Annotated in this window: 12 protein-coding genes; 2 read left to right on the top strand and 10 right to left on the bottom strand. The window is 63.7% G+C overall.

What is annotated here, in order from left to right:
• Positions 1–352 precede the first annotated feature (352 nt).
• Complete coding sequence (locus ACTSLZ_RS06615) at positions 353–838, top strand: Rv3235 family protein (protein ID WP_443094520.1); 486 nt, start codon at positions 353–355, stop codon at positions 836–838.
• A gap of 114 nt (positions 839–952) precedes the next feature.
• On the opposite strand, the gene secA is transcribed toward ACTSLZ_RS06615, so the two are convergent.
• The 10 genes from secA to ACTSLZ_RS06565 all read right to left on the bottom strand — a co-directional run bounded on the left by secA (position 953) and on the right by ACTSLZ_RS06565 (position 14,015).
• On the bottom strand, positions 953–3,709 hold the full coding sequence (gene secA / locus ACTSLZ_RS06610; RefSeq protein WP_443094519.1) for a preprotein translocase subunit SecA: 2,757 nt from the start codon (positions 3,707–3,709) through the stop codon (positions 953–955).
• A gap of 217 nt (positions 3,710–3,926) precedes the next feature.
• A complete protein-coding gene (gene hpf / locus ACTSLZ_RS06605) occupies positions 3,927–4,628 on the bottom strand; it encodes a ribosome hibernation-promoting factor, HPF/YfiA family (protein WP_129314119.1) in 702 nt (233 codons plus the stop codon).
• Positions 4,629–4,758: 130 nt separating this feature from the next.
• The gene (locus ACTSLZ_RS06600; RefSeq protein WP_443094518.1) at positions 4,759–5,649 is read right to left on the bottom strand and encodes a ComF family protein; all 891 of its coding nucleotides are present in this window, start codon (positions 5,647–5,649) and stop codon (positions 4,759–4,761) included.
• A gap of 90 nt (positions 5,650–5,739) precedes the next feature.
• Positions 5,740–7,452 (bottom strand): LpqB family beta-propeller domain-containing protein, encoded by a 1,713-nt coding sequence (locus tag ACTSLZ_RS06595; RefSeq protein WP_443094517.1) that lies wholly within the window; start codon positions 7,450–7,452, stop codon positions 5,740–5,742.
• Positions 7,449–9,143, bottom strand: coding sequence for an MtrAB system histidine kinase MtrB (gene mtrB, locus ACTSLZ_RS06590; RefSeq protein WP_443094516.1), 1,695 nt, complete (start codon positions 9,141–9,143; stop codon positions 7,449–7,451). Before mtrB ends, ACTSLZ_RS06595 begins: the two co-directional genes overlap by 4 nt.
• A gap of 6 nt (positions 9,144–9,149) precedes the next feature.
• Positions 9,150–9,839, bottom strand: a complete 690-nt coding sequence (gene mtrA / locus ACTSLZ_RS06585) for an MtrAB system response regulator MtrA (protein ID WP_129314115.1) — start codon at positions 9,837–9,839, stop codon at positions 9,150–9,152.
• A 160-nt stretch (positions 9,840–9,999) separates the two neighbouring features.
• A complete protein-coding gene (locus ACTSLZ_RS06580; protein ID WP_443094515.1) occupies positions 10,000–11,031 on the bottom strand; it encodes a hypothetical protein in 1,032 nt (343 codons plus the stop codon).
• A gap of 5 nt (positions 11,032–11,036) precedes the next feature.
• Positions 11,037–11,423 (bottom strand): chorismate mutase, encoded by a 387-nt coding sequence (locus ACTSLZ_RS06575; RefSeq protein WP_178979644.1) that lies wholly within the window; start codon positions 11,421–11,423, stop codon positions 11,037–11,039.
• Between the two features lie 79 nt (positions 11,424–11,502).
• On the bottom strand, positions 11,503–12,681 hold the full coding sequence (gene mnmA / locus ACTSLZ_RS06570; protein WP_178979643.1) for a tRNA 2-thiouridine(34) synthase MnmA: 1,179 nt from the start codon (positions 12,679–12,681) through the stop codon (positions 11,503–11,505).
• Between the two features lie 125 nt (positions 12,682–12,806).
• Positions 12,807–14,015 (bottom strand): cysteine desulfurase family protein, encoded by a 1,209-nt coding sequence (locus ACTSLZ_RS06565; protein WP_443094514.1) that lies wholly within the window; start codon positions 14,013–14,015, stop codon positions 12,807–12,809.
• A gap of 133 nt (positions 14,016–14,148) precedes the next feature.
• Here ACTSLZ_RS06565 and ACTSLZ_RS06560 point away from each other — a divergent pair, with 133 nt between their 5' ends.
• Positions 14,149–14,613 carry a tRNA (cytidine(34)-2'-O)-methyltransferase gene (locus ACTSLZ_RS06560; RefSeq protein WP_129314110.1) on the top strand — a complete coding sequence of 155 codons (465 nt, stop codon included), beginning with the start codon at positions 14,149–14,151 and terminating at the stop codon, positions 14,611–14,613.
• The last annotated feature ends 8 nt before the right edge of the window (positions 14,614–14,621 follow it).

The raw sequence follows: 14,621 nt of genomic DNA, 5'->3' as shown, positions 1-14,621 counted from the left end.
CGCACCAAACGGCATCAAAGGACTTCCATGATGGCCACGAGCCCTCCACGGCGCCATGTCGAACCAAACCCTGTCCCACCATGCATGGCGAAAGATGCTTCGCGCGCTACGACGTCCCGCTGGTGCCGCTACACGCTTCCGGTCTTGAGTCTCGGCACACGGATACTCCTGCTCCCCGAACTGTACTGTGCCGCCATGACCAACGGCCGCCCCGGGCTCACCATACGTGTGGTGAGCCCGGACGCGTCCTCAGATACCTCTTGCGCGGCTGTCCCGAACGGATCGGGACGCCTTGAGCGTTCGCCCGCAGGGTGGGCCTCATCCATCTCCTGTCATCACGAAAGGATCTCCGATGAGTTCACGACCGGAACACCATGGACGACGGCGAATCACCAAAAGGGGCACCGTCCTGTCCATCGAAAGTCTGCGAGGTACGCCTCGTGCACATCCTGAGGGTCCGCCACCGTTCTACAAGTGGCGCAACCGCACCACGGACTACCGTGAAGAATTGCGCCGAGTTCACGCGATTGCTGGCGCCATGGGAGTCGCCATCATCGAGGTGGTCTCAGGCAAACGGTCCTCGAGCCAATTGAGTCGGTGGGTCCACCCGGACGTTCTTGACCGCATCGAGAGACGAGCTCACCTGGAGACCGCCGAGCATCCTGTCGTCTCCGAGCCTCCGTTCGGGGGCAGACGATTCGATCCGGAGAACCTGAGGCCGCGGAGAGTTCGGGCCATTCCGGTGGGGAATGACGAATACGAGGCCAGCGTGGTCGTGGACAATGGGGAAAGAAGCCGAGCCTTGGCCCTGCGCATCCACAAGCCCAAAGGCCAGTGACAGATCATTCAAGCGGAAATCGGGTAGGACGCATAAGGGCCGGGACCCGAATAATACAGGTCCCGGCCCTCATGGTCGGCCCGACGAACGATGGAATCGACTCGAGCCAGCTGCCTATTTGCGCTTTTTGCGGCCCTTCTTCTTGGCGCCGCCGCTACGCGGTGCTTCCGATGCGGGAGCATCGGTCTCCGAGGAGGACGCTCCGGCCTTCGAAGACTCGCCCTTCGAATCCTTCCCGGACGAATTCGTGCCCGCGCCGCTCTCCTCCGGGTTGGCCTCGACGTGTGATTCCTCCCCGCCGTCCTCGCTGGGTGCCGAGACACGGAGGAACTTGGGCTGCTGCGGAATGGTCAGAGCCTGAGAGGACATCTGGGTGCGCTGCTTGGTCAGGTCCAGGTTGAACAGGTACGCAACCGTTTCCTCACGGATCGCATCCATCATCGACTGGAACATGGCGTAGCCCTCGCGCTGGTATTCGATCAACGGATCGCGCTGGGCCATGGCCCGCAGACCAATGCCTTCCTTGAGATAATCCATCTCGTAGAGATGTTCGGGCCACTGACGACCGATCACGGACAGGACGACCCGGCGCTCAATGTTGCGCATCGCGTCGGAGCCGACCTCTTCCTCACGGGTCTCGTAGATGACCTTCGCATCGGAGAGGATCTCCTGGATGAGTTTCTCCTGGGTGATCTTCGAACGCCCGCCGACCGAGTCCTCGAGCTCCTTGATCGAAATGCACACGGGGTAGATGGTCTCCAAGGACTCCCACAGGCGTTCGAGGTCCCAGTCCTCGGCATGCCCCTGTTTCGTCTTGTCCTCGATCGCCGAGGTGAGGACCTCTTCGATGAACTTCTGGATCTGTTCCCGGATGTCATCGCCCTCAAGGATCTTGGCGCGATCCGAGTAGATGGCCTCGCGCTGACGGTTCAGAACATCGTCGTACTTGAGGATGTTCTTGCGCTGCTCGGCGTTTCTGGCCTCAACCTGGTTCTGGGCCGATGCAATCACTCGGGTGACAATACGATGCTCCAGAGCGGTGTCATCCGGTGCGCCGGCCATGAGACGCGCCGCGGCCGCACCGTTGAACAGACGCATGAGGTCGTCCGCCAAGGACAGGTAGAAGCGCGATTCGCCGGGATCTCCCTGACGGCCCGAACGCCCACGCAACTGATTGTCGATGCGGCGCGATTCGTGCCTTTCGGTTCCCAGCACGTACAGGCCGCCGAGCTCGGTGACCTCATCGTGCTCCTGCTTGGCCGCCTGTTCGCACTCGGCCAGGACCTCAGGCCACTTGGCCTCGTATTCCTCGGGTCGCTCCTGGGAGTCGTACCCAAGCTCCGTCATCCGGTCGACGGCGTCGAACTCGGCGTTGCCGCCGAGCATGATGTCCGTACCACGTCCGGCCATGTTCGTCGCCACGGTCACGGCGCCCTTGCGGCCCGCCTGGGCGACGATGGCAGCTTCTCTCGCGTGGTTCTTGGCGTTCAGAACATCGTGCGGAACGCCTTCCTTGACCAGCAGTTTGGACAAGTACTCGGATTTCTCGACGCTCGTGGTACCGACCAGAACCGGTTGGCCCTTTTCATGGCGCTTGGCAATGTCCTTGACCACAGCCGCAAACTTCGCGACCTCGTTCTTGTACACGAGGTCAGGCTGGTCCTTGCGGATCAGCGGCTTGTTGGGATCGATCACGGCGATGCCGAGCTCGTAGGTATTGACGAATTCCGCTGCCTCGGTCTCGGCCGTACCGGTCATGCCGGAGAGCTTGTCGTAGAGGCGGAAGTAGTTCTGAAGAGTCACGGTTGCCAGAGTCTGGTTCTCGGCCTTGACCTCGACCTGTTCCTTGGCCTCGATCGACTGGTGTACGCCTTCGTTGTACCGGCGGCCGGGAAGAATACGCCCGGTGTGCTCATCCACGATCAGGACTTCGCCCTTGAGGACGACGTAATCCTTGTTGTTGATGAACAGTTCCTTGGCCTTGATGGCGTTGTTCAGGAAGCCGATCAGGGGCGTGTTCTCGGATTCGTAGAGGTTGTCGATTCCCAAGTGGTCCTCGACCTTCTCGATGCCGCTCTCGAGCACGCCGACGGTCTTCTTCTTTTCGTCGACCTCATAGTCCTGGTCCTTCACGAGTGTCTTGGCCACGCGGGCAAACTCGTTGTACCAACGGTTGGCCTCTCCCGAGGACGGACCGGAGATGATCAACGGAGTACGTGCTTCGTCGATCAGAATCGAATCGACCTCATCGACGATGGCGAAACTGTGGCCCCGCTGGACGCGTTCGTCCACGGTCCAGGCCATGTTGTCGCGGAGGTAGTCGAAACCGAATTCGTTGTTCGTGCCGTACGTAATGTCCGCCTCATACTGTTTGCGGCGGACCTCGGGGGTCTGCTGGGCCAGGATGACGCCCGTTTCCAAGCCCAGGAACCGGTAGACACGGCCCATCAGATTGGCCTGGTATTCGGCAAGGTAGTCGTTGACCGTCACGACGTGGACGCCCTTGCCGGTCAGGGCGTTCAGATATGCGGGGGCGGTGGCCACGAGCGTCTTGCCCTCACCGGTCTTCATCTCGGCGATATTGCCCAGGTGCAACGCGGCGCCACCCATCAGCTGAACATCGTAGTGACGCTGTCCCAGCGTCCTGCTCGCCGCCTCGCGGACCACCGCGAAGGCTTCGGGAAGCAGAACGTCGAGAGATTCGCCGTCTTCGATACGCTTCTTGAAGGAGTCCGTTTCCGCGCGCAACTCCGCGTCCGTGTACTCCTTGAAATCCTCTTCCAACGAGTTGATGGCATCGGCATAGACTCTCAATTTCTTGAGCAGTCTTTTGTCCCCTGTGCGGAGAACCTTTTCCAAGAAGGATGCCACGTGCACTTACTCCTAGTAGCTGATGAGATTCCGAGTTCGGCGGCCGCATCCGCGGCTCGCCCGAGGGCAACCGGAGGATCGACCTCGACAGCCCAGTCTACGCAAGTGTAAACATGCCGGCTGGGTTTTGCCTCAGAAGAGAACAAATTTGTGGACCGCAGACGAATCGCCCGGGCCGTGGGCCCGGGCGAAGCGTCTCCGGTGATGAGATAAGGAATTATCCCTCGGGAACCGACTTGTAGAGTCGCGTCTCATTGAGGCCTTCGGGAGGGGCGTCGTCGCCCAGGACGATCACTCCGTACGTCCACCCCTTGCGACGGTACACGGCGGCAGGCTGGTCCAATTCGGCGTCGACGAACAGGTAGAAGTCGTGCCCCACGAGCTCCATCCTGTCCACCGCCTGGTCAACGGTGATTTTTTCTGTGGGAAATGTCTTGCGACGGATTTCAACCGGCGGAACATCGTCAGTCAGCGGGTACTCCGCATCGAACGCATCGCTCTCTCCGGTGTCCGAGTTCTTCTCGAGGACAATTTCCTCGATCGGGACCTCTCCCCCGGACGACCCGTCGATCACGGGAATGGACCCCGTGGCCTCGGAAACGGAGACCGGACGGTGGTGGCCGCGGTGGATCTTCCTGCGGTCTCGGGCCCTGCGAAGCCTCTCCAACAACTTCGAGTAGGCGTCCTCGAAAACAGCGAACTTGTCCGAGCCCTGGGCTTCGGCGCGAAGGACCGGCCCCTTTCCCTGGACCGTGATCTCAACCGTCATGGCTTGGGGACCGTTCCCCACTTTGCTGACCTTGATGTCAATGACGTCCACACGCTCGTTGAGCTTCTCGAACTTCTCGACCTTTTCCTCTGCATACTCCCGAAAACGATCCGGAACCTTGACGTTGCGTCCGTATACGTTGAGTTCCACGATGGCCTCCCGTGGTTGGGCGAGGTGAGGTCTCGCCGGCCTGCGAGCCGTGCTCGGGGGTCCTCGAGCCTCACGGGGAGAGGATCTGACCGTCTCCTTGACTCAACGTTAATCGACCGACGATCTTTCGTCACCCATCCGTAGGAAGTGACTCGCTGAACACCGAGCAATTCTTCCCAGGGAGGCGAACACTCGCGAGCACGACGGCTCCGACCACTCGGCCACCGGCGTCTTCGACCGCTCGCACCGATTCCCGCAATGTCGACCCGGTCGTCGCCACGTCGTCGACAAGGACGCACGGCAGATTGTCCAAGTTCGGGCGCAAGCCCATCACCCCCGCCAGGCCGGGCATGCCGATCGTCATGGACGACGCCGCTCTGGCCGAGCGCTGACGTGCGTTCAGTCCCTTCTGGCCCACTGCCCGGCGAACTCGTGAGTCGAGGACAGAGCGCATCGGACGACGCCGAGCCATCAGGACCGGAGCCACCTGCAGGCGTGCGTTGCGCGGTACCGCCCCGAGGCCCGACCTCGGGGCCGTCGCTCGGCGGGCCAGGACCTCACTGGGCACAAATCCGCGCCGTCGGAAGGCTCGTGCCGAGGAGGGCACCGGAATGATCACGGGCGCGTGCCCGCCCCGAGACCGTGAGGGCTGCATTTCTTGTCCCTCGACGTCCCGAAGCAAGGCAGCCAGACCCCGGCCCAGCGCACGCCCCAGAACCGGCGTGGTGTCCAGCCGGCCTCCGTTCTTGAAGGCCAGAATCAGTTGGGCAAATTCGTGGCGGTAGGGACCAGAGGCGATACAGACCCGGTCGGACGGCCAGTGCGGAAGCACCGGAGCCACGTTGACGGGGTAAGCCGACCATCGGTGCACGAGCGCCCTGCACACGCGGCAGACGGGGCCCCGGCCGCTCGCGCACACGGCGCAGGGCTGCGGAATGACCACCTCGACGGCGTCCGCCAGCGTGCCGGCGACCGCCGAGGCGGCGGCGTCGTAGGTCCGTCTGTCGCGCCACGTTCCCATCCCGCACCCCCGATCCATCGATGGATTGCCGCCATTATGGCCTACTACGTGGTGCTGTGGTCAGAGATCGGCCCATTGTGGACGACCCGTTCACTCCGCGTAGGACAGGTCGCGGACCTTGGTGTCCACGCGCGTCCAGGATGTTCCCGTCAGAATGTATGTGTCCCCGCCGGTCTGCGCGTAGACGGATTCTCGCCCGTTGCCACCGGTGATGTGCTCGATGTCCGACAGGCCGTTGACGTCGTGGGTGTCCCCCGAGAGAGACACGGTCTGCACGCTGCCGTCCTGCGTATTTGCCGTCACGACCTCGGTGTCGGAGATCCATGCGGCCTGAGTGGCGTTATGAGTCGTCCCCACGCGCAACGGCTCCCCCAGACTTTCGGGAGCACCCTGGTCGTCCCGTTTGATGCCGCTGATCCACACGCGTGAATCGTTGCCCTCGCCCGTGACGATCAGGGCTCTGGAAGCATCGCGGGAGACCTTGAAGGACTGGATGTGCTGGCCCTTGAGCCAGTCGGCACCGACGGTCTGCGGGTCCTGGCTGTCGCCGCGCGTGTTCCATGCGTACACGGAGCCTTCGGAGCCACCGGCCCACACCCACTTGTTGGCATCGATGCTCGGGGCAGTGATGTTTTCGTCCATATCGGCGTCCATGGACTTGCCGTTGGTCGACCGGACGCCAAGGTGGTTGCGGTCCGAATTCGTGTACGCGTACAGCCGGCGGTCCGTGTCCATGGTCGGCATGCTGGGCTCGACGTCGTTGGACCCCAGTCCCGAGACCTTGCGGGACTGCCCATCGGCGTACGTCACGAGTTGCCCGTCCAGGACCCCGACTTGGGGGCTGGGAACCTGGGGGTTGACGGAGGCGGGCCGGTAGTCGGCCACCTTCCCCGTTTCCACGGCTTTGTCGTCGACCGACAATCGCACGCTGTCGACCGAGCTCGTGCTCTTCAGCGTCTGCTCGAGTTGGGTGTTCATCCTTTCGAGCGTCAGCTGGTTCGCGTCGGTGACCCCTTCACCGGACAGGCCCACCTCGGCCGAGGAGTTGCTGACCGGAACCGATTGCCTCATCAGGTTCGTCCCCGCCGGTATCGCCGAGACGACTGAGCCTTCCAGGTACGGCGCCGGGCCCTGGAGCAGAACGCGCACAACCGACGTCGCCGCTGTCGAACGATTGGCGAACCAGCGGATGTCCGGCACGGCGTAGCTGAACGTCGGATCGTAGAAGTACAGCGTGAACGAGCGGAACAGCTGCTCGAATTCCTGCCGCGAGACAATGGTTCCGTTCGGAATCTCCGAAATGCGCCACTGCCCGTTGACCTGCTGGAACTTCGCGGTGATCTTCTGTTTGTCGGGGTTCCTGTACGACGTCGCGATGCCCCTCCCGTCGATCGACGTCGACACGTTGACCTCCGCCGTGGCCGGCTGGTTGCCGTCCTTGGCGTCGATCGAGACGTCATTGCTTCGCACGAGCGTCCGGTCCTCGGGCTTCCATGTCCCGGCAAGCTCCGTGGTGAGATACTCGCGGGCCACGGAGTAGTCGTTCTCGACCCCGGTTCCGGCTTGGAGGAAGCCGCTGAGAATCTCGTTCGGTGAGGCACCCTTCTCCGGTCCCGAAGGGTTGAACGCGGGGGCCGTGGACGAGGCCTGGGAGTCGGGTTCGTTGTAGTGGTAGACCGGGCCGCTCGTTGGGATGCGTCCGCACCCGACGACCAGCAGTCCGACGGCGGTCGCGCACGCGACGGCGCGTACGGCCGACGACCGACGCCGCCGGGGAGCCTGAGGTCTGTTTCCGCTCTTCATTCGGTGTCCTCCTGCGAGCCTTCGGAGTCCTGAACCTCCGCGCCGCGGTCCTCGACCTCGGGAAGTGAAGCGGGCGTGTCAGGCACGCCTTCCGGCGGGAGACCCAGCGGCGAGTCACCGGCCGGACGCCCTCCTCGTTTGGGCAGGGTGAGCCGGAAGCACGCGCCGTGCTCGAGCTGTCCCCACGCTTCCAGCCGCCCTTGGTGGAGTCGTGTGTCCTCCGCGGCGATGGACAGGCCCAGGCCGGTTCCTCCCAAAGTCCTCTTGCGGGAGGGATCCGCGCGCCAGAACCTGTTGAACACTTCCCGGGTCTGCTCGGGAGTCATGCCCACGCCGTGGTCCCGAACAGCCACGGCGGCGTCGAGCTCGTTGGAGGCGATGTAGACGTCGATCTGCCGCCCCTCCGAGTGCTCGATTGCGTTGACGAGCAAATTTCTCACGACGCGCTCGATGCGCCGCGGGTCCATCTCCACGGAGCACCGTTCCTCGGTCCCGTGGAGCCGCACGTCCAATCTCTGTTTGTCCAGGTGGGGCCGGACGGACTCCACGGTGTCCTCGACCAGATCCGCTAGGTCCACGGTGCTCGAGTCCAAGGTGGCCGAGCCTGCGTCGAAACGGGAAATCTCCAACAGGTCGGACAGCAACGACTCGAAGCGATCGACCTGGTGGTACAGCAATTCCGTGGATCTTTGGAAGGAGGGGTCCATCTCCTCCCGACCCCCGTACAGCAGTTCCGCAGCCATCTTGACCGTGGTCAGAGGGGTGCGCAGCTCGTGAGAGACGTCCGAGACGAATCTTTGCTGCATCTTGGACAGAGTCTCGAGCTGAATGATCTGGTCCTGGAGGCTGTCGGCCATGTGGTTGAAGGAATTTCCCAGCACCGCGGCCTCGTTCTCGCCTCTCACCGCGACGCGTTCGTTGAGGTCCCCACGGGACAGACGCTCCGCCGAGCGCGCGGTCTGGGAAATGGGCCGGATCACGGAGCGCGTCACCCACCAGACGATCGTCGCAACGAAGATCAGAAGAATCGCGAACCCCGCCACGATCACCAGCTGGATGTAGTCCAGAGTCTTCTGGGAGGACGACAGATCGTAGACGAGGTAGAGCGCGTAGTCATTGCCCTGGTTCAGGTGCACCTTGGTCCCCACGAAGAGGACCGGGATTTCCGCCCCGTCTCCGTTCGCCTGGACCTTGGACGACTGCCAGAAGACACCATTCTGCGCCGCAACCTGTTTCTGCAGGTCCTGGGGCACGGACGACGACGTCATCCAGTCGTTCTGGCTCAGCGGCCCGACATATCCCTGGCCCTGGTGGTAGTCGACGGGGATGAGTATCCATTGACGTTTCGCGTCAGCACCGTGGTTCTCCAGGATCGTGAGCGTCTCGCGCATGAGCGACTGGACCTCGTTCTGGTCCGAGGCCACCGCGTTGTCAAAGATTTTCTGGACGTCGGAGAAACCGCTCGACGACTCCTCCAGAGCCTGTTCCTGGCGTTCTTTGAACAGGCTGTTGGCGATCTGGGTCGAAAGGAAGTTGCCGGCAAAGATGAACGCCACCAGAGCAAGAGAGGTCGCGACGATCACGGCGGAGAACTGGAGAGACTCCCGCCGCCGTCTGCGAATTCCTCGGAAGAACGCCGGAACAGCGCCCAGTAGGCGCCGTCCTGCGCTGCGTGGTGTGTGCTTTGCCATGTCCTCTTATCGACGCACCTGGCTGGCGTTCGCCTTGTACCCCACCCCGCGGACGGTCTGAATGAGATCCGGCTTCTCGGGGTCCTTTTCAATCTTTGCCCGAAGCCTCTGAACGTGCACGTTCACGAGTCTGCGGTCGGCGTCGGAATCGTAACCCCAGATCCGGTCCAGGAGAAGGTCACGCGAGAGCACCTGTCCCGGTTCCTGGGCGAGGTTGACCAGGAGGTCGTATTCGAGCGGCGTCAAACGCACCGTGTCCTCACCGCGCGTGACGGCGCGGCCCGCGAGGTCGATGCTCAGGTCACCGATATCGATGCGTTCGCTGGATCGGGTTTCCCCCGTCCGCAAACGGGTCCGGATGCGGGCCAGAAGCTCTGCCGGCTTGAACGGTTTGGCGATGTAGTCGTCGGCACCGGCCTCGAGCCCGCGGACGACGTCTTCCGTATCGGATTTGGCGGTCAGCATGATGACCGGAACATCGGAGGTTTCACGGATGCGTTCGCACACCTGGATGCCGCTCATCCCCGGCAACATCAGATCCAGCAGAATGAGGTCCGGATCGTAGCTCTCGAAAGCGCTGACGGCGCGGTCTCCGGCGTCGCAGAAGGTGGGTTCGTAACCCTCGTTGGTCAGAACGATGCCGACCATCTCGGACAGGGCTTCGTCATCGTCCACTACCAGAATTCGCGCCTTCACTCGCGCTCCTCTCACGATCTCCTGAGGCTGCCCGCGTCGGGTGCAACACACAAGGTTGGGGTCGACATGCTGTTCTCTTCAACATTACGCGACGAAACAGGCCGACGCTCCGACAGCCGCGCGGCCGCACCGGGCCGATCCGCGGTCGGGGCACGTGGTCTCATTCACGTGACAGGTCGAGCAATCCTTCGGTAACCGTCGCGCTCCGGCGGTGGACTTCGGTTCCCCTGAGGGGAGACAGGCCCGCGAGATCGTCGGCTTCCTCGATGGTGACGGCAGACAGCTCCTTCGCCCCCAACCCGAGATCCCGCCACGTTCGCCAGAAGGATCGGACGGTATCGACCGTGCGGTCCTCGTCCCCGACGTCGGTGATGCCGAGCCACGCTTCCTGTCCCCGGTCCACCACGCCGGCGATGCCTTCCCATTCGGCGCTGCCCCGGCCGAGTGGCCTCGCGGCCACGCCGTGAAAGTGTTGCCCGAATTCCGGGTCCGGGAGGGGACCGTCGACGTCGAGCACCGCGTCGATTCCGAGCCTGTCGCATGCCGCGGCGAGGTCGGAAAGAAACCTGTCGGCCTCGGCCCGCGGTACGGCGCGCAGGGTGCGGTATCCGCTCGACGTGGGGATCCGTCCGGCCAGCGCGCGTTCCAGGTGCGGCTCGAGCCACCTGATCACCAGCGATTCGTCCTCGACGGCGGTCCTCAGCGCCTCGGACAGTGCGGCGACTCCTTCGGTCAAGGACTCGGCAAGTTCCCGCCGGGCCCCGTGGTCGCTGAGAACCGCTTCGCCGTTGCTCAGACCGAGATCCGCGGCCAGGCTCACCGGCCCGGTGAGCGATACTACGGTCGACCCCTGGTGGCCGCTGCCTTCCCCGCCGATCACGTCGGCGAGTACGTTGATATCGCTCCGGAATCGGGAGGACGCGGCCACGGACTCGTGGCTCGGGCGCGAGGTCAGACGCCAGCCGAAGGGCTGCCCGTCCGCGAACAGTTCCGCAAGGCATGACACGGTACGAGCCGTGCGAGTTGCCGCGAATCCCCGCTCTGACAGCTCCGGAAACGGCGCCCGGTGCGGAGAGCCCAGTTCACCCCGTGCCGCGACCACGGCCTCATGAAAATCGGTTCCCGCGAGGCGGCCTCGCGAGGAAGCGACGATTCGACGCGCAGACGGCGTCGGATCAGTCCGTCCGGGCATCGCGTTCACTCGTTGCCACCCGTGGCCTCGCGATCACGGTTGTGGTCCTCGGCAATGCGCTCGTGGTGCCGAATGACCTCACTGATGATGAAATTGAGGAATTTTTCCGCGAACTCCGGATCGAGCCGAGCGCTTTCGGCAAGCCGTCTCAGCCGATCGATCTGGGCCGCTTCCCGATGGGGATCACCTGGTGGCAATTGGTACTGGGCCTTGAGCAACCCAACCCGTTGGGTCGCCTGGAATCGCTCCGCGAGCATGTGGACCAACGCCGCGTCAATATTGTCGATGGTGCCGCGCATCCTCAACAATTCTTCGAAAACGGCCGGGTCGACGTCGTTCAAAGAACTGGCGCGGGCGTCGAAGGGTTCGCTGGGCTCAGAGTTCTGCGTCATAGTCAGACAGTCTACGGATGGTCAGGGGCCGACCGCATACCGGCCGTGCGGTCGGCGGACCAGGACCGGAACTGCCCGCCTAGTGTCCCGCGATGTCGGGCCGGGAGAGCGAGTAGGCACGGTTGATCGTCGCCTGCCCCAGAACGCGAGTCCCCTGGTAGATCACGACCGTCTGCCCGGGCGCTACCCCGCGCAAGGGTTCTTCGAGCCTGACGACCAGCTCCCTGGAGGGCTCACCATCGACGTCCCCGATTTCCAGGTGTGCCACGGCGGGAACGGGATCGGCATGCGCCCTGACCTGGGCGAGGATGTCGAAGGATTCCGACGTCGCGCCGGGCTGGTCCGTCCCGGCGTCGAACCGCTGCGCCTCGGGCACCGGAAGGCCGGCCCAGGTTTCCCGGATTCCGCGGATCTCGTCGACGGCCAGCATTTCCTTGGACCCGACGACGACCTCATTGGTCTTCGGTCGGATTTCGAGGACGAATCGCGGCTTGCCGTCAGATGCGGGCCGTCCGATCGACAGCCCCTTGCGCTGACCCACGGTGAAGGCCCGGGCACCCCGGTGGGTTCCAAGGACCTCGCCGGAGGTGTCCTTGATCTCGCCTTCTTCCAGGTCGATGCGCTCTTCGAGCCACCCACGGGTGTCGCCGTCGGGGATGAAGCAGATGTCATGCGAATCAGGCTTTTTCGCGATCGAGAAACCGCGTTCCTCCGCTTCGGCCCTGACTTCGGCCTTGGTGGGCGTCTCGGCCAGGGGGAACATCGAGTGCTTGAGCTGCTCGTGCGTCAGCACACCCAACACGTAGGACTGGTCCTTCGCCCAGTCCGCGGCGCGATGGAGTTCCACGTTTCCGTCCGGATCCTCGACCAATTTCGCGTAGTGACCCGTGCACACGGCGTCGAACCCGAGAGCCACGGCCTTTTCCAGGAGGGCGGAGAACTTGATCTTCTCGTTGCAGCGCATGCAGGGATTGGGCGTCCTGCCCTGCGCGTACTCGTCGATGAAATTGTCGACGACGTCTTCCTTGAACCGATCGGAGAAGTCCCAGACATAGAATGGGATGCCCAGCTTGTCGCACACGCGGCGGGCGTCCATCGAGTCTTCGATCGTGCAACATCCGCGGGATCCGGTGCGAAGCGTTCCTGGCATGCGGGACAGGGCGAGATGGACGCCGACGACGTCGTGTCCCGCATCGACGGCCCGCGCCGCCGCAACTGCGGAGTCGACTCCTCCGCTCATTGCTGCCAATACCCTCATGCGCTCTCTTCCTGCCTCAGTCCGGTCACAAGCTTCGCCACGGTACAACGTTCTCGTTCCGCGTGCTATTCCTTCGATCACGTGAGAAGGTGTGCGGCTTCTCCGTGCGGCGGCCTGGTTCCGTCTCAGCTCCAGGGGCCGACCGGGGCATGGTCGGCCATGCCGGCCTTGGAGGCTTGCTCGTAGGCTGTCGGCAGGGCATTCAGGAGGGCGTCGACGTCGGCCTCCGTGGTGGCCGCCCCGACCGTGAATCTCTGGGCGCCACGAGCCGTCACTTCGTCGACCCCCATGGCCAGCAGGACCTCGGAGGGACGAGGGACCCCGGCGTTGCACGCCGAACCCGTGGAGGAGAGAACGCCGTTCATGTCCAGCAGGAAGAGCAAGGAATCGCCCTCGCACCCCGGGAAAGTGAAGTGCGCATTGCCGGGAAGTCGGCTCCCCGGAGACAAATCGGTGGGACCGCGCAGAACCGCTTCGGGTATTCGTGACTGAACCCCTTCGACCAGACGATCGCGAAGTCTCCGGATCCGGTCTGATTCTTCGTCCAGCCGATCATGGGCCTGTTCCGCGGCGATACCGAACCCGACGATCGCGGGCGAGTCGATCGTTCCGGAACGCACATCACGCTCCTGCCCGCCCCCGTGGATGACCGGAGCCAACGGGGTATCACGGCGCGCGACCAGAGCGCCGATGCCCATGGGTGCGCCGATCTTGTGGCCCGAGATGGCCATGCTGGCGCACCCGAGGGCCGAGAAGTCCACCGGCACGGCCCCGAAGGCTTGGACCGCATCGGTGTGGAAGGGGACCTCCGCACGGGCACACGCAGAGGCAAGCTCTGCGACCGGTTGGATGGTACCGACCTCATTGTTCGCCGTCATGACGGTCACGAACGCCACGTCATCGGCTCCGCAGCTCAGCCGTTGTTCGAGATCCTGTGGGTCCACTCGTCCCTCGGAGTCCACCTCGAGCCATTCGACGCGTGCGCCCTGATGAGCCTCGAGCCAGAGCACCGCGTCCTTGACGGCGTGGTGTTCCACGGTGCTCAAGAAGATGCGGTTGCGATCGGGACGGTTCTCGCGCCTCTTCCAGTACATGCCCTTGACCGCGAGGTTGTCTGCTTCCGTGCCTCCGGAGGTGAAAATGACCTCCGCCGGGTCCGCTCCGACCGACCGGGCGATTCGTTCCCGCCCGGTTTCCACGGCCATGCGAGCGCGCCGCCCGGCGGCGTGCAAGGACGAAGCATTGCCACCGATTCGCATCTGTTCGACCATGCCCTGCAACGCATCTTCGTTGACGGGTGCCGTGGCCGCGTTGTCGAGATAGATGCCCTGCACTGCGGTTGCTCCTTCGGTCGTGGCCTGGAAGGTGTTCACAGCGGTTACCGAACCGCCGCCCGCCCCCATTCTAGGGACCCCGCCTCGGGTTCGGGCCGCAGAGCTCCAGGGGGCACGGCTAGACTTGGTCGACGTGTTCAATATCCTCTTCTACACCCCCGAAATACCAGGCAACACCGGGAATGCCATTCGCCTCGCGGCGGTCACGGGGGCCCACCTCCACCTGGTCGAGCCTCTCGGATTCAACTTCTCGGACGCACACCTGCGGCGGGCCGGCCTCGACTACCACGATTTGGCGGCCATGACGGTTCACCCTGACCTGGATGCCGCGTGGGGCGCGCTGGACGGGTCACGCATGATCGCCTTCAGCACGCGAGGCACCAAGAACTTCGCCGATGTCCGCTATGCGGAAGGCGACACCTTGATGTTCGGTCCCGAATCGGTGGGGCTGCCCGACGAGGTTCAGGACAGCCCCCGTATCGATGAGCTCGTTCGCATTCCGATGCTCCCCGGACGACGTTCCCTGAACCTGGCAAACTCCGCTTCGATCGCGGTCTACGAGGCGTGGCGTCAGAACGGATACGGCGGCGTTCTGTAGCCGCGGCT

Source organism: Rothia koreensis, from assembly GCF_052232265.1.
GTDB classification, from domain to species: domain Bacteria; phylum Actinomycetota; class Actinomycetes; order Actinomycetales; family Micrococcaceae; genus Rothia; species Rothia koreensis.
The sequence above is the reverse complement of the archived record's forward strand: the minus strand, read 5'-3'. Positions and strand labels throughout refer to the sequence as shown.